This is a genomic window from Mesorhizobium sp. M0701 (assembly GCF_040320365.1).
In the GTDB taxonomy this organism is placed as follows: domain Bacteria; phylum Pseudomonadota; class Alphaproteobacteria; order Rhizobiales; family Rhizobiaceae; genus Mesorhizobium.
In genome coordinates this window covers 254,273-271,311 of the sequence record NZ_JAMYPO010000001.1, presented here as the reverse complement: position 1 = coordinate 271,311, position 17,039 = coordinate 254,273, and the positions used below count along the sequence as shown (strand labels likewise).

The window sequence follows — 17,039 nt, the reverse complement described above, 5'->3', positions numbered from 1 at the left end:
CATCGATCGGCTATGGTCCCGCCGATTTTATGGCGGATCAAAACGATGTCGGTTGAAAGAACCACTGCTGCGGGCGGCATGGAAACCTCCTATGGTTTCAAGCGGGTAGGGCCAGGCGACAAGCAGTCCCTGGTCAATGATGTTTTCCACAAGGTGGCGAACCGCTACGACCTGATGAACGACCTGATGTCGGCCGGCTTGCATCGATTGTGGAAGGACGCCATGGTCGCCTGGCTCAATCCACCGAAGCGGCCGGGCTGGAGCGTTCTCGACGTTGCCGGCGGCACCGGCGATGTCGCCTTCCGCATCGTCGAGGCGAGCGGCAGGCACGCTCATGCAACGGTTCTCGATATCAACGGCTCGATGCTCGCCGTCGGCCGCGACCGGGCCGAGAAAAAAGGCCTGTCGGCAAATACCGATTTCGTCGAAGCCAATGCCGAGGAACTGCCTTTTGCCGACGCTACTTTCGACGCCTACACCATCGCTTTCGGCATCCGCAACGTGCCGCGCATCGATGTGGCGCTTGCCGAAGCCTATCGCGTGCTGAAGCCTGGCGGGCGCTTTCTCTGCCTTGAATTCTCCGAGGTCGAGATGCCGCTGCTCGACAAGGTCTATGAAGCATGGTCGTTCAACGCCATTCCGCGGATCGGCAAGGTGGTGACCGGCGATGACGAGCCCTATTCCTATCTGGTCGAATCGATCCGCAAGTTTCCCAATCAGCAGAATTTCGCGGCGATGATTTCGCGCGCAGGCTTCGAGCGCGCCTCATTCCGCGATTATTCCGGCGGCATCGCCGCGCTTCATTCGGGCTGGAAGCTTTGAGGCTGGCCCGCATTTTCCGACGTGCCTTGCGCCAGTTCAGGAAACCGGCAGGGCAAAGCCAGCCATGAGCAGCATCGGCGCTGGTTTCAGGCTCGTGCGGGCCGGCTGGGTGCTTGTGCGCGAGGGTGTCATCGCGGCTTTGCCCGGTGACGAGCTCTTCGGCTTGCCGAAATTCGGCTGGCGTATGGCCCGGCTGTTCACCCGCCGTCGGGCGCTTGCCTATGAGCGCGGCGACAGGCTGGCCAAGGCGGTCGTGCGGCTCGGCCCGTCCTACGTCAAGCTCGGCCAGTTCCTGGCGACACGGCCGGATGTCGTCGGCAACGATATCGCGCTTGATCTTGCCATGCTGCAGGACAAGATGCAGACGTTTCCCAAGGCCGAGGCTGTCGCCGCGATAGAGGCCTCGCTCGGACGCAGGGTCGACGAGCTCTATGTCAGTTTTGGCGAGGCCGTCGCCGCCGCCTCGATCGCCCAGGTCCATACCGCCGAAACGCTGCAGGACGGCGTCGTTAGGCGAGTGGCGGTGAAGGTCATCCGGCCGGGCGTGCGCCGCCGCTTCTTTCGCGATCTCGAAAGCTATTTCCTCGCCGCCCGGCTGCAGGAAAAGTACATCCCGTCGTCGCGCCGGCTGCGGCCGGTCGAGGTGACGGAGACGCTGGCCCAGACTACCAAGATCGAAATGGATTTGAGGCTGGAGGCAGCGGCTTTTTCGGAGCTCGGCGAGAATACCAAGGACGATCCCGGCTTCCGTGTGCCGTCGGTCGACTGGGAGCGCACCGGTCGTGACGTGCTGACCATGGAATGGGTCGACGGCATCAAGATGAACGATATTGCCGGCCTGACCGCCGCCGGCCACGACCTGAAGGCGATTGCCGCCAACCTCGTTCAGTCGTTTCTGCGCCATACGCTGCGTGACGGTTTCTTCCACGCCGACATGCACCCGGGCAACCTGTTTATAGAAGCCGATGGCACCATCGTCGCCGTCGATCTCGGCATTGCCGGCCGGCTCGGCAAAAAGGAGCGCCGCTTCCTCGCCGAAATCCTCTACGGGTTCATCACGCGCGATTACCAGCGCGTCGCCGAGGTGCATTTCGAGGCCGGCTACGTGCCGCGCCAGCACAATGTCGCGGCCTTCGCCCAGGCGATCCGGGCGATCGGCGAACCGATCCACGGCCAGCCTGCCGAGACCATCTCGATGGCCAAGCTGCTGACGCTGCTGTTCGAAGTGACCGACCTCTTCGACATGGCGACGCGGTCCGAGCTGGTGCTGCTGCAGAAGACCATGGTCGTCGTCGAAGGCGTCGCCCGCACGCTCGACCCGGCCTTCAACATGTGGAAGACGTCGGAGCCGGTGGTGAGCGGCTGGATTGCCCGCAACCTCGGCCCGCGCGCCCTGCTGGCCGATGCGCGCGACGGTGCCAACGCGCTGCTGGCGCTGGCCCGCCAGGCACCGGACCTCGCCGCCCGTACCGAGCGGCTGTCGCGTGAGATCGACCTGATGGCCGAACACGGCCTGCGCTTCGACGAAAGGACCGCACGCGCGATCAGCAAGGCCGAGGCGCGCTACACCCGCTCCGGCCGGCTGGCGCTGTGGGTGATTGCATTGACGCTGGTGTATATCGCCTGGCGTATTTTCTAGCGCTTGTTGCAAAGTGATTGCATTGCTATCATTGCACTCAGCAATTCCCGGCAAGGTGCAATCAGATGGCCAGCATCACGATCCGCAACCTTGATGACGAGGTCAAGGACCTGCTGCGCCGACTGGCGGCGGAGAATGGCCGGTCGATGGAAGACCAGGCGCGGGTGATGATCCGCGCAGCGGTCGAAGGTCAGTTCGGTTCGGCCGGTCGCATCGACCAGATCGAGAAAACACTGCGCGAACTGACGAGTTCGCAGAGTCCAGCAGCGCCGGTGGTCGCCGTCTCCAGCCCGCGAGGCATCCTCTCCGGCAAGCGCATCCTGCTGATCATCGGCGGCGGCATCGCCGCCTACAAGGCGCTCGACCTGATCCGCCGGCTGCGCGAGCGCGGTGCGGCAGTGCGGGTGGTGATGACCGCGGCGGCGCAGGAGTTCGTCACTACGCTGTCGGCCGGGGCGCTGTCGGCCGACCATGTTTTCACCGAATTGTTCGACCGGCAGGACGAGCACGACATCGGCCATATCAGGCTGTCGCGCGAGGCCGACCTTTTGGTCGTGGCGCCGGCCACCGCCGACCTGATGGCAAAGCTCGCCAATGGCCATGCCAACGACCTTGCCTCGACCGTGCTCATCGCCACCGACAAGCGCGTCTTGGTGGCGCCGGCGATGAACCCGAAAATGTGGGCGCATCCGGCGGTCCGCCGCAACCGTGCGACGCTGAGCAAGGACGGCGTCGCATTCGTCGGCCCGGCGAAGGGCGAGATGGCCGAGAGCAACGAGGTGGGCGAGGGCCGCATGGCCGAGCCGCTGGAGATCGTCGCCGCGATCGAGGCGCTGCTCGACAGCCGGCCAAAGCCGCTGGCGGGCAGGAAGATCATCGTCACCTCCGGGCCGACGCATGAACCGATCGACCCGGTCCGCTACATCGCCAACCGGTCGTCGGGCAAACAGGGCCACGCCATCGCGGCGGCGCTGGCCAGGCTCGGCGCCGACGTGCGTCTCGTCTCCGGCCCGGTCGGCATTGCCGATCCGGCCGGCGTCGCCACGCTGCACGTCGAAACGGCCGTCGAGATGAAGGACGCCGTCGAGCAGCTGCTGCCGGCCGACGCGGCAGTGTTCGTCGCGGCTGTCGCCGACTGGCGCACTCAAAGTTCGGCCGGGGAAAAGATCAAGAAGATGGCGGGCGAGGGGCCGCCGGCGCTGCAGATGGTGGAAAATCCCGATATTCTTGCCGGCGTCGGGCACCACAAAAAGCGGCCGATGCTGGTGGTCGGTTTCGCCGCGGAGACGCAGGACCTGGTCAGGAATGCCCAGGCCAAGCTTGCAAAAAAGGGTGCCGATCTTATCGTCGCCAATGATGTCTCGCATGAAGATGGTTCCCCGGGCGTGATGGGCGGCGACCGCAACAAGGTGCGGATCGTCTCGAAGGCCGGCGTCGAGGACTGGCCGGAGATGAGCAAAGACGAGGTGGCGACGCGGCTCGCGGCACTGATCGCCGAGCGGCTGAAGACGGTATTCGTCTAGTCAATCTCCCCCACGAGGGGGGAGATTGGCAGCTTCGCTGGCGGCGCCCCCGAAATCCGCAAAGCGGCAAGGCATCCCAGGATTCCGAGCGGGATAAACGCCAGGAACAGCCAGGCGGCGACATTCGCCGCGGCCTCGCTGTTCAGGCCTTCGGAAAAGCCGCTGGCGTTGGCGACGATGCCGGTCAGTGCCGCACCCACGGCATAGCCGATGCGCTGCATGGTCGGCACGGCGGCCGAGGCGATCGTCTGCTCGCCTTCCTTGGCCGATGCCACGATGACACGCGTGACGAACGGCCAGGCTATGCCGAAGCCGCCGCCTTGCAACAAAGCACAAAACAGGATCAGCGGGATCGAGCCGGCCGGCACCGTATAGGCGAAACCGGCGACGCCCGTGGCGATCATCAGCGCCCCGCCGACGATGATCAGCCGCTCGCGCTCCGGTGGCGCATTGGCGACGAGGATCGACAGGATCGACCAGGCGATCGATTCGGCGGCGATGATGTAGCCGGTGGTCAGGATCGGAATGCCGTGCAGGCTGGTCAGAAGCAGTGGTCCGTAGACCGCGAACGAGCAGGTCGCTACCGAAAACGCCGCGACCATAGTCATGCCCGCGCCGACCGGCGAGCGCCATGAGAACAGCCGCGACGGGAACAGGCGCGAGCGCGGCTTCAGTGCGTCGATATAGATAAACAGCGCCAGGCCGATCAGGCCGAGGGTGAGCAGCAGCGACGAGCGCAACAGGGCGATGTCGACGCCGGCAGTGGCAATCAGCACGACGCTGCCGGCGAGGCAGCCAAGTGCCGCAAAGGGGAAGGGCGGCGCCGAGCCGCCCTTCGCCTGCGGCCTCGTTGCTTCAGGCGTATCGAGCACGAGGAAGCTTGCCAGCGCCATGGCCGTGCCGCCGAGGGTGAAGACGCCGAAGGCCCAGCGCCAGGACGAGAATTCGGTCATGACCGCGCCGAGCACCGGCCCGCTGAAGGCGGCGACACCCCAGATCGCCGACATGACGCCGAAAAGCTGCGGCCAGATCGCGCGGGCAAACAGCCGCTCGACCGAGACGAAGGCCAGCGACACCAGCGCGCCGCCACCGAGCCCTTCGATCAGGCGGCCGCAGAGGAACAGCGGCATCGAAGGCGCGGTGGCGCAGACCAGCGCGCCGGCGGCATAGAGCATTGCGGCGACCATCATGTTGGTACGCAGCGCGACATAGCTCACCAGCCGTCCGGCGGCCGCACCGGCAACGATGGCGCCGAGCTCGTAGATCGCCAGCGACCAGCCGACCAGTTGCACGCCGGCAAGTTCGCCGACCATGGCCGGCATGACCGTTGCTACCATGGTTTCGTTGGTGGCGTGCAGCAGAATGCCGAGGCTGATGAAGCAGAAGCGCGCCAGATCGCCGCACGCCCACAGCGCGCGCCAATCGACCCCGTTTGTGCTTGTTTTGGTCATTCAGTCCCCCGAGCTTCCCTAGACGCTGGTCTAAAATATTGGAGCGCTCTTCACGTCCAAATGAGTACATGCCGCAGTATGGGAGGACTTCTAGAACCTCAACCATAGTTGAGATCAAGCGGTTTTGATCGCCGTTGACGTGGCGGATTTCAAAATTGTGCGATGGGGGACGATCACGAGGCGTTGAGATTCTGGTCAGACCGAAGACAAGCAATATTGGATCGCCGCAATCTTCGGTCACGGTAACGGCATGAACACAGTTGCCATGCCGTGATCTTCGAGCGCCGCAACTTTGAACATCAGGGCGGCCCATCCTCTGCGGAGTGGGCCGGCCGGAATCTATGAGCCTTCGGCAGCTATTCGCAGGCCGACACCTACGCTCCCCGCCGCTCGGGAGCCAAGCTGCGCCGCTATTTGAACGAATGGATCAGGTCCAGCGACGTGACGGCGACCGCCAGGTTGACGCCGGTCTGTGCCTGGACACTGAGCGGCTGCAGCGAAAAGGCGCTGTCGAGGCCGCCGACCAGGAGATTGGCGCCGCCACCGGTGACCACGCTGGCCTCGGCGTTCACGCCATAATAGCTGCCGGCAAGGTCGCCTTCATCGTGGTTGCGGGTCGCCGCCAGAACCGCCCATACCAGCTGGCCCTGATGCGTCCGGCCGACATCGACGCCGAGCTTGGAAATCACCCCGGTATAGACTTCGGAGGGGCCGCCACGATGCGGACGAAAGACACAGGAAACACCCTTGTTGGAGGTGACGAGATAGGCCGTGCCGCCGTCGATGGTGCAGTCGAGCACGCCGAGCTGGAGCTTGCTGGCGCTGGCGGGAGCGGCAACGACGGTCGTGGCGAGAGCAGCGGCACAAGCGAGTTTCTTGATCATGGCGGGGTCCTTTCGAAATTGCCTTGTACAAACGGCTGAGCACGCCGAGCGTTCCGCCGAAAACTTGGCGCCAGCAAGGCGAAGCTAAACGCAGGGTTGTCGGAGTGCGGAAACGGAGGCCCGATTAACCGGCCGCTCAGCCGGCACTGGTGCGGGCCAGGCCGTCCTTGGCCGGCTGGTAGGTCGGATTGAGGTGCACGGCTTCGCGGTAGGATTTCGCGGCCCTGACCTTGTCGCCGCGCCGCTCGTAGATCAGCGCCTGGTTGGACCAGGCCTCGGCGTTCTTGCCGTCGAGCTTGATGGCCATGTTGAAGTCGGCGAAGGCATTGTCCTCGTCGTTCATGGCAAGGTAGGAGAGGCCGCGTCCATTGTAGGGCTCGGAGGCGTCCGGCGCCAGCGAAATGGCGGTCGAGAAATCCTCGATGGCAAAGGCGTGCTGGCCCTGACTCTGGTAGATCAGGCCGCGATTGTGATAGGCGCGCGCATCGGTCGTGTCGAGCTGGATGGCCTTCTGGAAATCGTTGAAGGCTTCCTGGACCCGGCCCGCCCTGCGGTAGAGATTGCCGCGGCCGATATAGGCGGCGTCATAGTTGGAATTGATCTGCATCGAGCGGTTGTAGTCGGCGAGCGCGCTCGCCTGATCGCCGAGGAAGCGCTGGATGAGCGCCCGGTTCGAATAGGCCTGGTAAAAATTCGGATTGAGCTGGATGGCGGTGTTGAAGTCCTTCAGCGCCGCCTGGTATTGGCCGCCGCGGCCATAGGCCGAGCCGCGCACATTGTAGGCTTCCGGATCCTGGGGGTTGCGCTGGATCACCGCCGACAGCGAGGAGATGTTCTCGCTCGAGGCTTGCGCCTTGTCGATGTTGTTGAACTCGCCGGTCGGAACGCTCTGGCAGCTGGCAAGCGCCATCCCGGAAAGCAGGGCTGCCGTCAGGGCGAGGCCACGCCACGCGGTTCTGCGCTCTACGGTAATTGCGTCCATGTCTGCCCTGTCCTTACTGCGCCGTCTGGTCCGTTCCCCCTCCGAACCGGCATCTCTCCCAACCGGTCCTCTCGGACCGGGTCGAACTCACAACAAAAAGGTGGCGGCGATTCCGCATCGCGCCACCTTGGGTATCCTTGGAAAAGGACGAAAAATTGACGTCAGAACCGCGGCGGACGCGGAGCACCGGCACCGGCAGCACCGGCCGCGACCGGACGCGGCGTCATCGGCAGCAGGCCTTCGCGCTGGGCGCGCTTGCGGGCCAGCTTGCGGGCGCGGCGCACGGCTTCCGCCTTTTCACGGGCGCGCTTCTCGGAGGGCTTCTCGTAATGTCCGCGCATCTTCATTTCGCGGAAGATGCCTTCGCGCTGCATCTTTTTCTTGAGCGCGCGAAGCGCCTGATCAACATTGTTGTCGCGGACGAGTACCTGCACGTGCAATCCTGTCTTTCGGGTTTGAAATCAACAGGCAAGCGGCCATAGCCGCAAGCCTCCGCGGCGCGTTACACCACGAATTGGGGCGGCTGATAGCAGAATCAAGGGGCTCTGTCCACAGCCGATTGAGAGGCGGTGCCGTCCGGGCGGGCACGACAGTCCCACATGGCGGCTTGATTTTTTCAATCTGTGAACTATAGTTTACGAGTGACCATCGTTGAACAAACCGCCGAGTTCCGGGACTGGCTCAAGGGTCTAAACGATATGCGGGCGGCCGAGCGGATTGCGATCCGCGTGGCACGTATCCAGTCCGGACTGATGGGAGACGTGAAGTTCTTCGATGGCATCGGCGAGCTTCGGATAGACTACGGTCCCGGTTACCGACTGTACTTCGTCAAGCGCGGCAGCGCGCTCGTTATCCTGCTCTGCGGCGGCGACAAGTCCTCGCAGAAGCGCGATATCAGGAAGGCCATTGAAATGGCCAAGGAGATCTGAAATGCCCCACGAGACCTTGCCTTTTGATCCTGCCGAACATCTCGGCCGCGCGGAGGCCCAGGCCGAACTTCTTGCCGACGCCTTTGCCACGGGCGATACCGGCTATATCGCGAATGCTCTCGGCATAGTTGCCCGCGCGCGCGGCATGTCCAAGGTGGCGAAAGATGCCGGCGTCACCCGGGAGGCCCTGTACAAGGCACTGAGCCCCGATGGCGACCCGCGCCTCTCGACATTGCTTGGCGTGGTGAAGGCCTTAGGGGTGAAACTCACCGCCGAAAAGACCGAAGCCTGAGGCCGCCGAATCCCGAAACGAAAAAACCCGCCTCGGCGGCGGGTCGCTGGTGTGAATTAGCACCATAGAGAAGTTAATAGCATAGCTGCCGGCACAAAGCAAGAACAAAATTCGCCTTGGGCCAGATAGGCGCCGCTACGCCGTGGCCAGGTGGAGCTGCTCGAAACCCTCGAAGAACTCGCCGTAGTCGCAGGTTATTTCCTCGCCGGCGGCGATGTCGCGGGTCGCGGTGGCCCCGCCATATTGCGAAAAGTCGGTGTTCGGCTTGTCGGCGTGGTTCATGAAGCGGCCATTGTCGACCTCATAGACCATGAAGCCCGGCCGGTCCGGACTGGGATAGGCATATCTGTCGAGCAATTCCTTGAGGTGCGGCGGCGCCGTCTCGTATCTTTCCATCGGGATCAGCCGGTCGAAGTCCGGATCGAGCCGCCAGATCTGCGCCCCTTTCCGGATCGGCTCGGCGGCGAACACGCCGACGCCTTCGATTGCGCTTGCAGCGATATAGGTCCTGATCAGCAGCATGTTTCCAACCCGTTTTCGAGGCGAAGACGGAATCGTCAAATCGCCGGAAAAAGCAAGACCGGTTTTTCCGGCATTGCGGCTGGCGGGCCGACGCCAACCGCGAAACGCTTCACGTGCGGGTGATCGAGACACCGCCGTCGGCGAACAGTGCCGTGCCGGTGGTGAAGCTCGATGCATCGGAAGCCAGGTAAAGCGCCGAGCGGGCGATCTCCTCTGGCTCGGCGACGCGCTTCAAGGCATGCAGGTTTTCGACGAACGCCCGCGATTCAGGTGTGTTGAATGTCGCCGAAGGCGTGTCGGTGCCGCCCGGCAGCAGCGCGTTGACTCGAATCCCCTTGGCGCCAAATTCGGCGGCCAGCACCTGCGTCAATCCGATCAGCCCGGCCTTGCTCGCGGCATAGCTGGTCATGCCGGGCATGCCGACCGTGTAGCCGACGAAGGTGGAGGTGAAGATCAACGACCCGCCGCCGCGTTCGACCATCGCCGGCACCTGGTATTTCGCGCCGAGAAAGGCGCTGGTCAGATTGGTATCGAGCGTCTCGCGCCAGCCCTCCAGCGACAGCTCAGAAACCGGCCCCATCCTACCGACCGAGCCGGCATTGTTGAAGGCGATGTCGAGCCCGCCGAATTTCTCGACCGCCAGGTCGACCAGGACTTTCGCGTAGGCTTCGTCACGGACATCGCCGGCAAGAGCGACGGCGGTGCCGTCGGCGTCTTCGATTTCGGCAACCAGCGCGTCGAGTTCCGCCTGGCGGCGGGCGGCGACGACGAGCCTGGCGCCTTGCTCGGCAAAGAGCTTTGCCGTGGCGCGGCCGATGCCGGAACTGGCGCCAGTGACGATGGCGACCTTGTTGGCGAGTGCGAACATTTCTGCATCCTTTTTTTGGCGCCGGCTCTTGCCGGCAATCGGATGCTTGGTCGCAAATCGGGGCGGTGCGAACCACCCGATACATGCGCTGCCCTCGACAGCGCTCCTTGACGTCCGCTGGCCACCAGGCTACGGCTCGTTATCCAAACTTGCGGGTGGACGCGCCACCCATTTGCAATGACCCCCCAAGACATGATGAGCAAGTTGCTGGAGCCCGGCTACGAGGGCGAGGGCAATTTGGCGAACGACCTTCTTTCGGAGTTCAAAAAAGGCTTTCCGATTGAAAATCTCCGGCCGCTGCTGGTTTCAAGCAATATCCATACGCAGTCCGTGGCTGCGTTCATAACGGTCGAAATAGGCTTCAGACGACGCTTCAAGTTGAACTGCGTTGTCGCAGAGATAGCCGATCTGCTCGACAGCAAAGCTTCGCGTACCCGCTTCGATGTAATCGAGGCGCTCGGGGACTGCACCACGCCAGCTGATGGGGCTATTCTAGGTCGCGTAATGCTGCGGCTGGACGACGAACATGCCGGCGTTCGATGGAAGGTTGTCCAGTTCATCTGCTTTGCGGAGCGGTGGCAGCTGCAGCTCGCGGTGGAAAATGCCGCCGCGCTTCGCCCGGACTCGGCTTTCACCACACTGGTCAATGCCTATGGTCACTATATCATGCCGAGTGCCAAGGACCTGCCACAGTTGCTCGAACATCCGGATGCGGTTTTGCGGCGCTTTGCGGCGGCAGTGGCGATCAGGCCACGCGAGGTGATCGTCGAGCGCTTCGTGGCCATGGCGGAGCAGTCGAACGACGCGGAAGTTCGCAAAATCGCGACCGATTGCCGTGAGGGTTATTTGCGATCGATCTATGCAATCGGGCCGTGCATCGTGAAGCGTGCTCCGGCTGACCCAACGAAAAGCGAAGCTCAGAACAGCGACCAGTGAAAGCACGGCGCAAACGGCAAGCGCCGTCGCAAACGGTGCAAGGCCACTATTGCCTAAGCAGCCAGCCGAGCCGATCGAGCGAAAATGCGTAGCTGACGGCGATCAGCAGGGCGACGGCTATGCCGGCTGTCGTGTAACCGGCCAGGTGGAATCCGGCAGCGCCGCCGAACAGGATGACGAGTTCGAGCACCAGCCGCAAACCGCCCGGCACCGGAACCGGCGCCCGCCCCGAGCGGCTCGGATCGTTCGGCACCGCGAAGACTCCCCAGAGCGCGGCGGCAACGAACGGCAATGCCACGGCAAGGATCAAGCGCCACATGCCCGCTGAGAGGCTCCAGCCCGCCATGCCGAGGCCGAGCAAAGCGGCGAGCTCCAGCAAGAAGCGCAATGTCAGGTTCCACCAGACGTTACCCACCGCCATAATCCTCCGATCGTCAGGCGACGGATAGCGGTGGAAGGCAATTGCATCAACCTGCCCGGATGCGGCTTTTTCACCACGGCGCAAAACGGCAAGCGCCGTCGCAAACAGTGCAAGGCTGGCAGCGCCGTTTCGCTAGTGATACAGCTCGCGCGCCGGCGTTCGAGTGAATGCCCGGCCGTCATTTGCGAGGCCTGCGACGTTGAAGAAATACTCGGTATTCGCCATCGCCCGCGAGGCCATGCGCGGTCACAAGGGCTGGGAGGAACAATGGTCCTCACCGGAGCCGAAGAAGGAGTACGACGTCATCATCGTCGGCGCCGGTGGCCACGGCCTGGCCACCGCCTATTATCTCGCCACCGTGCACGGCGTCACCAACGTCGCGGTATTGGAAAAAGGCTGGCTCGGCGGCGGCAATACCGGCCGCAACACCACCATCATCCGTTCCAATTATCTCTATGACGAAAGCGCCGGCATCTACGACCATGCGCTGAAGCTGTGGGACGGGCTCAGCCAGGAGCTCAACTACAACGTCATGTATTCGCCGCGCGGCGTCATGATGCTCGCCCATAACATCCATGACATCCAGGTCCTGAAGCGTCACGTCCATGCCAACCGGCTGAACGGCATCGACAATGAATGGCTGACGCCGGAGCAGGCCAAGGAATTCTGCCCGCCGCTCAACATTTCGCGCAATGCGCGCTATCCGGTGATGGGCGCCTCCCTGCAGCGCCGCGGCGGCACGGCGCGTCACGATGCGGTTGCCTGGGGCTATGCGCGCGGCGCCTCGGCGCGCGGCGTCCACATCATCCAGAATTGCGAGGTCACCGGCGTCAAGCGGGCGCCGAACGGCGCGGTAACCGGTGTCGAGACGACGCGCGGCTTCATCGGCGCCAGGAAGGTCGGCGTGGTTGCCGCCGGGCACTCATCGGTGATCATGAACATGGCCGGCGTGCGCATGCCGCTGGAAAGCTATCCGCTGCAGGCGCTGGTGTCGGAGCCGGTCAAGCCGGTGGTGCCTTGCGTGGTGATGTCGAACACCGTGCATGCCTATATCTCGCAATCCGACAAGGGCGAGCTGGTCATCGGCGCCGGCACCGACCAATATGTCTCCTATTCGCAGACCGGCGGGCTGCACATTTTGCAGCATACGCTGGACGCCATCTGCGAGATGTTCCCGATCTTCACGCGCATGAAGATGCTGCGCTCATGGGGCGGCATCGTCGATGTGACACCGGACCGTTCGCCGATCCTGGCCAAGACGCCGGTGCCCGGCCTCTATGTCAATTGCGGCTGGGGCACAGGCGGCTTCAAGGCGACGCCGGGCTCGGGCCATGTCTTTGCCCACACGATCGCCAGGGACGATCCGCACCCGATCAACGCGCCCTTCACCATAGAGCGCTTCCGCACCGGCCGCCTCATCGACGAGGCGGCGGCGGCAGCGGTGGCGCACTGATGATGACCGAGATGGCCGTCGCCATGCCGCTGATGCTCGCCGGCGAGCAAGGCCTGTTCCATATCCCCACGCCAGAGGAGGTGCGCCTGCAGCCCATCAGCCGCGTCGGCAATGAAGCGGATTGGCCGTTTTCCGTCGACGAGGGTGTACTCGCCTGCGCGTGGAGCGCCGGTCAGAGAGTGGTCACCTTTATGGAGAACCGGCCAGCCGATCTCGAGGAAGGCGAAAAATTCGAACGGCGCTACGTCATCGTGACGACCGAACCGATGACGCTTTCGGTCGGCAATATGGCGTATCGCGACCTTTTCCGCCCGGTAGCCAGCATTGAGGAGCGCATCCGGCTGGTCGCGCCCTTCGTGACGATGGGCCAGAGGCTTTGCGACCAACCTGCCGGCGCTCGCGTCGGCCACGGCGAACTGTAGGACCAACCATGCTTCTCATCCGCTGCCCCTATTGCGAGGAAGAGCGTCCGGAGCTCGAATTCCGCAACGCCGGCGAGGCGCATATCGCGCGTTCCCCAAACATCGCCGGCGAGAGCGACGACGATTTTGAAAAGTTCTTTTTCATCCGCTCCAATCCCAAGGGGATCATCTATGAGCGCTGGCGGCACATGCATGGCTGTGCGCGGTTCTTCAATGCCGTGCGCGACACCGTCAGCGACAGGTTCCTGATGACTTACAAGGCCGGCGAACCGAAGCCCACCAAGCTGCCGGGAGCCGCCAAATGAGCGCCACGTTCCGCATTGCCGGCGCCGGGCGGCTCAAACAGGCAAAGATAGCTGGCTTCAGCTTCGACGGCCGCCCCTATACCGGCATCGAGGGCGATACGTTGGCCTCGGCGCTGCTTGCAAACGGCGTCCATCTCGTCGGCCGCTCGTTCAAGTACCACCGGCCGCGCGGTTTTCTGTCGGCTGGCGCCGAAGAGCCGAACGCGCTGGTCGAGATCAAGCGCGACGCGGCACGCAAGACGCCGAACGTGCGTGCCACGGTGCAGGAACTCTATGACGGATTGACCGCACAGTCGCAGAACCGCTGGCCGTCGCTCGCTTTCGACATCGGTGCCGTCAGCAGTATTGCCTCACCGATGCTTTCGGCCGGCTTCTACTACAAGACCTTCATGTGGCCGAAGGCCGCGTGGAAAAACCTCTACGAGCCTAAGATCCGCGCCGCCGCCGGTCTCGGCGTCGCTCCTGACCAGCCGGATCCCGACCACTATTCGGCGCGCTTCGCCCATTGCGAGGTGCTGGTACTTGGCGGCGGTGCCGCGGGCATCGCCGCGGCATTGGCCGCGGCCGAGACCGGCGCGCGCGTCATCCTTGCCGACGAGCAGGCGGAATTCGGCGGCAGCCTTCATTTCGAGAGCGGCGCCAGGATCGACGGCCAGGACGGTTTTGCCTGGGCGCAGTCCGCTGTTGCCAAGCTCCGGACGATGGACAATGTCCGCGTGCTGCCGCGCACCACCGCCTTCGGCTATTACGCGCAGAATTTCGTCGGGCTGGTCGAGCGCGTCAGCGACCATCTGCAGAATCCCGGCCGCGACCTGCCGCGCGAGCGGCTGTGGCAGGTTCGCGCCAACCGCGTGGTGCTGGCGACCGGCGCCATCGAGCGCCACATGGTGTTTGCCGAAAACGACCGGCCCGGCATCATGCTGGCGTCGGCGGCGCGCACCTATCTCAACCATTACGGCGTCGCCGTCGGCAGGAATATCGGCGTCTATACGGCGAACGATTCCGCCTATGCGGCGGCGATCGACCTGAAAAAGGCCGGCATCAACGTGGCGGCGATTGTCGACCTGCGCGACAACCCGACCGGGCCGGCGATCGACGAGGCGAGGGCGCTCGGCATCGAGGTCAATTTCGGCCGCGCGGTGATCCGCGCCGGCGGCAAATTGCGGGTGTCGTCGATGACTGTGCAGCCGAAGAATGGCGGCGGCGAACGCACCATGCCGGTTGACGCAATCCTGATGTCGGCCGGCTGGACGCCGTCGGTGCATCTGTTCTCGCAATCGCGCGGCAAAGTTGCCTTCAATGACGAGAGCAAGCGCTTCGTGCCCGGAATTTATGCGCAGGACTGCGTCTCGGTCGGCGCCTGCAACGGCACCGACGGGCTGTCGGCGACGATCGACGAGGCCTACGCGGCCGGCGCCAAGGCGGCCAAGGACGCCGGCAGCAGGCCGGCCAAGGGCACCAAGCCGAAGGTCGACGCCGGCGAGAGCTGGTCGCGCGGCATGCTGGGTGCAGCACCCGGTGCCGGATCGGATACGACGGTCAAGGCCTTTGTCGACTTCCAGAACGACGTCACCGCCAAGGACATCCGCCAGGCAGTGCATGAGGGCATGCGCTCGATCGAGCACGTCAAGCGCTTCACCACCAATGGCATGGCGACCGACCAGGGCAAGACCTCCAACATGCACGGCCTGGCGATTGCCGCCGAGACGTTGGGCAAGCCGATCCCGCAGGTCGGGCTGACGACGTTCCGCGCGCCCTATACGCCGGTGACATTCGGCTCGATCGTCGGCCACGCGCGGGGTCCCCTGTTCGACCCGACCCGCAAGACGGCGATCCATCCTTGGGCCGAGCGCCAGGGCGCTGTATTCGAGGATGTCGGCCAATGGAAGCGCGCCTGGTATTTCCCGAAGCCGGGCGAGGACATACATGCCGCCGTCGACCGCGAATGCGTCACGGTGCGCAAGACAGCCGGTCTGTTTGACGCCTCGACGCTGGGCAAGATCGAGGTGGTCGGGCCGGATGCGGCCAAATTCATGGAACTGCTCTACACCAATCCATGGGAGAAGCTCGAGCCCGGCCGCTGCCGTTACGGCATCATGCTGCGCGAGGACGGCTTCATCTATGACGACGGTGTCGTCGGCAGGCTTGCACCCGACCGTTTCCATGTGACGACGACGACCGGCGGCGCGCCGCGCGTCATGAACCATATGGAAGACTATCTCCAGACCGAGTTCCCGCATCTCAACGTCTGGCTGACCTCGATCACCGAGCAATGGGCGGTGATTGCCGTGCAGGGACCGAAGTCTCGCGACATCATCGCGCCGCTGGTCGAGGGCATCGACATGTCGGATGAGGCGCTGCCGCATATGTCGGTGCGCGAAGGCCGGATCTGCGGCGTGCCGACCAGGCTGTTTCGCATGTCGTTCAGCGGTGAGCGCGGCTTCGAGGTCAACGTGCCGGCGGATTACGGCGAGGCAGTCTGGGAAGCGCTATGGGCCGAGGGCCAGAAGCATGGCGCCTGTGCTTACGGCACCGAGTCTATGCATGTGCTGCGCGCCGAAAAGGGCTACATCATCGTCGGCCAGGATACCGACGGCACGGTGACGCCGAACGACGCCGGGCTCGACTGGGCGGTCGGCAAGAAGAAGACCGACTTCGTCGGCATTCGCGGCATGGCGCGGCCGGATCTGGTCGCCAAGGGCCGCAAGCAGCTTGTCGGCCTGAAGACCAGGGATCCCAAGGTGGTGCTGGAGGAGGGCGCGCAGATCGTCGCGGACCCGAAGCAGGCAATCCCGATGAAGATGATTGGCCATGTCACCTCGAGCTATTGGTCGCAAAATTGCGGCCGCTCGATCGCGCTGGGGCTGGTCGCCGGCGGCCGCGATCGCACGGGCGAGACGCTCTATGTGCCGATGCCGAACGGGGTGATCGAGGTGGAGGTCACCGGGATGGTGTTCTTCGACGAGAAGGGGGAGCGCCTCAATGGCTAAGGCCGCTTTGAAAACCGACGCCGCCGGACCCTCAGTCGAACGCCGTCCGGCTCTCGCCGGCCAGTCGCTTTCCGCAGCCGGCGTTACACTTGCCGTGCTGCCGCCGGCCGAACGCATATCGCTGCGCGCGCGGGAAGCCTCGATCGCGGCACTATCGAAAGCGCTCGGCGTCGTCCTGCCGCAAAGGCCGAAAACCTCGGCGGCAAAGGCCGGACGCACGGCCTTGTGGCTCGGGCCGGACGAATGGCTGGTCATCGACGAGAGCGGAAAAGATCCGCTCGCCGACTGCGCCAGCATTTCCGTACTGCATTCGGCGGTCGGCATCTCGCACCGCAACGTCGCCATATCGGTTACCGGTCCGGCTGCCGCGGCGACGATCAATGCCGGCTGCCCGCAGGATCTGTCGCTCGACGCCTTTCCGGTCGGGGCGGCGTCGCGTACCATTCTCGGTAAGGTCGAAATCGTGCTGTTGCGCACGGCGGCCGACGCGTTCCGCGTCGAATGCTGGCGTTCCTTTTCCGATTATGTCTTTACTTTTCTGTCGGAGGCAGCGCGCGACGCGGCAGCATAGGCATGTTCGCCGCGCCCGACCGTTCTGCG

Annotated in this window: 18 protein-coding genes; 11 read left to right on the top strand and 7 right to left on the bottom strand. The window is 64.1% G+C overall.

What is annotated here, in order from left to right; translation table 11 throughout:
- Window positions 1-45: 45 nt before the first annotated feature.
- From ubiE to coaBC, 3 genes are all read left to right on the top strand, one after another.
- Window positions 46-822 (top strand): bifunctional demethylmenaquinone methyltransferase/2-methoxy-6-polyprenyl-1,4-benzoquinol methylase UbiE, encoded by a 777-nt coding sequence (gene ubiE / locus NKI24_RS01300; protein ID WP_352448275.1) that lies wholly within the window; start codon window positions 46-48, stop codon window positions 820-822.
- 64 nt (window positions 823-886) lie between these two features.
- Window positions 887-2,461 (top strand): 2-polyprenylphenol 6-hydroxylase, encoded by a 1,575-nt coding sequence (gene ubiB / locus NKI24_RS01295; RefSeq protein WP_352448274.1) that lies wholly within the window; start codon window positions 887-889, stop codon window positions 2,459-2,461.
- A gap of 65 nt (window positions 2,462-2,526) precedes the next feature.
- Window positions 2,527-3,984 (top strand): bifunctional phosphopantothenoylcysteine decarboxylase/phosphopantothenate--cysteine ligase CoaBC, encoded by a 1,458-nt coding sequence (coaBC, locus tag NKI24_RS01290; RefSeq protein ID WP_352742922.1) that lies wholly within the window; start codon window positions 2,527-2,529, stop codon window positions 3,982-3,984.
- Here the strand turns inward: coaBC and NKI24_RS01285 are convergent.
- The 4 genes from NKI24_RS01285 to rpsU form a co-directional block, all read right to left on the bottom strand.
- A complete protein-coding gene (locus NKI24_RS01285) occupies window positions 3,981-5,435 on the bottom strand; it encodes an MFS transporter (RefSeq protein ID WP_352742920.1) in 1,455 nt (484 codons plus the stop codon). The two genes, coaBC and NKI24_RS01285, sit on opposite strands and share 4 nt — an antisense overlap.
- A 410-nt stretch (window positions 5,436-5,845) precedes the next feature.
- Window positions 5,846-6,319, bottom strand: coding sequence for a DUF992 domain-containing protein (locus NKI24_RS01280; protein ID WP_023675329.1), 474 nt, complete (start codon window positions 6,317-6,319; stop codon window positions 5,846-5,848).
- A gap of 136 nt (window positions 6,320-6,455) precedes the next feature.
- Window positions 6,456-7,301 carry a tetratricopeptide repeat protein gene (locus NKI24_RS01275; protein WP_352742918.1) on the bottom strand — a complete coding sequence of 282 codons (846 nt, stop codon included), beginning with the start codon at window positions 7,299-7,301 and terminating at the stop codon, window positions 6,456-6,458.
- Window positions 7,302-7,462: 161 nt separating this feature from the next.
- The gene (rpsU, locus tag NKI24_RS01270) at window positions 7,463-7,735 is read right to left on the bottom strand and encodes a 30S ribosomal protein S21 (RefSeq protein WP_023675331.1); all 273 of its coding nucleotides are present in this window, start codon (window positions 7,733-7,735) and stop codon (window positions 7,463-7,465) included.
- A 207-nt stretch (window positions 7,736-7,942) separates the two neighbouring features.
- On the opposite strand from rpsU, the gene NKI24_RS01265 reads away from it, so the two are divergent.
- Window positions 7,943-8,230: a type II toxin-antitoxin system RelE/ParE family toxin gene (locus NKI24_RS01265; RefSeq protein ID WP_352448269.1), complete on the top strand. Its 288-nt coding sequence runs from the start codon at window positions 7,943-7,945 to the stop codon at window positions 8,228-8,230.
- A 1-nt stretch (window position 8,231) separates the two neighbouring features.
- The gene (locus tag NKI24_RS01260) at window positions 8,232-8,522 is read left to right on the top strand and encodes an addiction module antidote protein (RefSeq protein ID WP_352448268.1); all 291 of its coding nucleotides are present in this window, start codon (window positions 8,232-8,234) and stop codon (window positions 8,520-8,522) included.
- Between the two features lie 135 nt (window positions 8,523-8,657).
- Here the strand turns inward: NKI24_RS01260 and NKI24_RS01255 are convergent, their stop codons facing one another.
- Window positions 8,658-9,044: an SET domain-containing protein gene (locus NKI24_RS01255; protein ID WP_352454023.1), complete on the bottom strand. Its 387-nt coding sequence runs from the start codon at window positions 9,042-9,044 to the stop codon at window positions 8,658-8,660.
- Window positions 9,045-9,153: 109 nt separating this feature from the next.
- Window positions 9,154-9,912, bottom strand: coding sequence for an SDR family oxidoreductase (locus tag NKI24_RS01250; RefSeq protein WP_352742915.1), 759 nt, complete (start codon window positions 9,910-9,912; stop codon window positions 9,154-9,156).
- 192 nt (window positions 9,913-10,104) lie between these two features.
- On the opposite strand from NKI24_RS01250, the gene NKI24_RS01245 reads away from it, so the two are divergent.
- Complete coding sequence (locus NKI24_RS01245) at window positions 10,105-10,848, top strand: hypothetical protein (RefSeq protein ID WP_352742913.1); 744 nt, start codon at window positions 10,105-10,107, stop codon at window positions 10,846-10,848.
- 46 nt (window positions 10,849-10,894) lie between these two features.
- Here the strand turns inward: NKI24_RS01245 and NKI24_RS01240 are convergent, their stop codons facing one another.
- Window positions 10,895-11,269: a YrdB family protein gene (locus tag NKI24_RS01240; RefSeq protein ID WP_352742911.1), complete on the bottom strand. Its 375-nt coding sequence runs from the start codon at window positions 11,267-11,269 to the stop codon at window positions 10,895-10,897.
- Window positions 11,270-11,468: 199 nt separating this feature from the next.
- Between NKI24_RS01240 and NKI24_RS01235 the strand changes: the two genes are divergently transcribed.
- Genes NKI24_RS01235 through NKI24_RS01215 form a run of 5 tightly spaced genes read left to right on the top strand, consistent with a single transcriptional unit; the run spans window position 11,469 to window position 17,010 of the window.
- Window positions 11,469-12,722, top strand: a complete 1,254-nt coding sequence (locus NKI24_RS01235; protein WP_352448264.1) for a sarcosine oxidase subunit beta — start codon at window positions 11,469-11,471, stop codon at window positions 12,720-12,722.
- A complete protein-coding gene (locus NKI24_RS01230; RefSeq protein WP_352448263.1) occupies window positions 12,722-13,144 on the top strand; it encodes a hypothetical protein in 423 nt (140 codons plus the stop codon). The genes NKI24_RS01235 and NKI24_RS01230 overlap by 1 nt, the downstream gene beginning before the upstream one ends.
- Window positions 13,145-13,152: 8 nt before the next feature.
- Window positions 13,153-13,449, top strand: coding sequence for a sarcosine oxidase subunit delta (locus NKI24_RS01225; protein ID WP_292519105.1), 297 nt, complete (start codon window positions 13,153-13,155; stop codon window positions 13,447-13,449).
- Window positions 13,446-16,439, top strand: coding sequence for a sarcosine oxidase subunit alpha (locus tag NKI24_RS01220; RefSeq protein WP_352742908.1), 2,994 nt, complete (start codon window positions 13,446-13,448; stop codon window positions 16,437-16,439). The genes NKI24_RS01225 and NKI24_RS01220 overlap by 4 nt, the downstream gene beginning before the upstream one ends.
- Window positions 16,432-17,010, top strand: coding sequence for a sarcosine oxidase subunit gamma (locus tag NKI24_RS01215; protein ID WP_352742906.1), 579 nt, complete (start codon window positions 16,432-16,434; stop codon window positions 17,008-17,010). The genes NKI24_RS01220 and NKI24_RS01215 overlap by 8 nt, the downstream gene beginning before the upstream one ends.
- Window positions 17,011-17,039 lie beyond the last annotated feature (29 nt).

Coding starts and splice junctions, on each gene's coding strand:
- coaBC (WP_352742922.1), top strand. CDS start 2,527: ATGGCCAGCATCACGATCCGCAACCTTGATGACGAGGTCAAGGACCTG.
- NKI24_RS01285 (WP_352742920.1), bottom strand. CDS start 5,435: ATGACCAAAACAAGCACAAACGGGGTCGATTGGCGCGCGCTGTGGGCG.
- NKI24_RS01250 (WP_352742915.1), bottom strand. CDS start 9,912: ATGTTCGCACTCGCCAACAAGGTCGCCATCGTCACTGGCGCCAGTTCC.
- NKI24_RS01260 (WP_352448268.1), top strand. CDS start 8,232: ATGCCCCACGAGACCTTGCCTTTTGATCCTGCCGAACATCTCGGCCGC.
- NKI24_RS01280 (WP_023675329.1), bottom strand. CDS start 6,319: ATGATCAAGAAACTCGCTTGTGCCGCTGCTCTCGCCACGACCGTCGTT.
- ubiB (WP_352448274.1), top strand. CDS start 887: ATGAGCAGCATCGGCGCTGGTTTCAGGCTCGTGCGGGCCGGCTGGGTG.
- NKI24_RS01225 (WP_292519105.1), top strand. CDS start 13,153: ATGCTTCTCATCCGCTGCCCCTATTGCGAGGAAGAGCGTCCGGAGCTC.
- NKI24_RS01220 (WP_352742908.1), top strand. CDS start 13,446: ATGAGCGCCACGTTCCGCATTGCCGGCGCCGGGCGGCTCAAACAGGCA.
- NKI24_RS01230 (WP_352448263.1), top strand. CDS start 12,722: ATGATGACCGAGATGGCCGTCGCCATGCCGCTGATGCTCGCCGGCGAG.
- ubiE (WP_352448275.1), top strand. CDS start 46: ATGTCGGTTGAAAGAACCACTGCTGCGGGCGGCATGGAAACCTCCTAT.
- NKI24_RS01275 (WP_352742918.1), bottom strand. CDS start 7,301: ATGGACGCAATTACCGTAGAGCGCAGAACCGCGTGGCGTGGCCTCGCC.
- NKI24_RS01255 (WP_352454023.1), bottom strand. CDS start 9,044: ATGCTGCTGATCAGGACCTATATCGCTGCAAGCGCAATCGAAGGCGTC.
- NKI24_RS01245 (WP_352742913.1), top strand. CDS start 10,105: ATGATGAGCAAGTTGCTGGAGCCCGGCTACGAGGGCGAGGGCAATTTG.
- NKI24_RS01240 (WP_352742911.1), bottom strand. CDS start 11,269: ATGGCGGTGGGTAACGTCTGGTGGAACCTGACATTGCGCTTCTTGCTG.
- NKI24_RS01215 (WP_352742906.1), top strand. CDS start 16,432: ATGGCTAAGGCCGCTTTGAAAACCGACGCCGCCGGACCCTCAGTCGAA.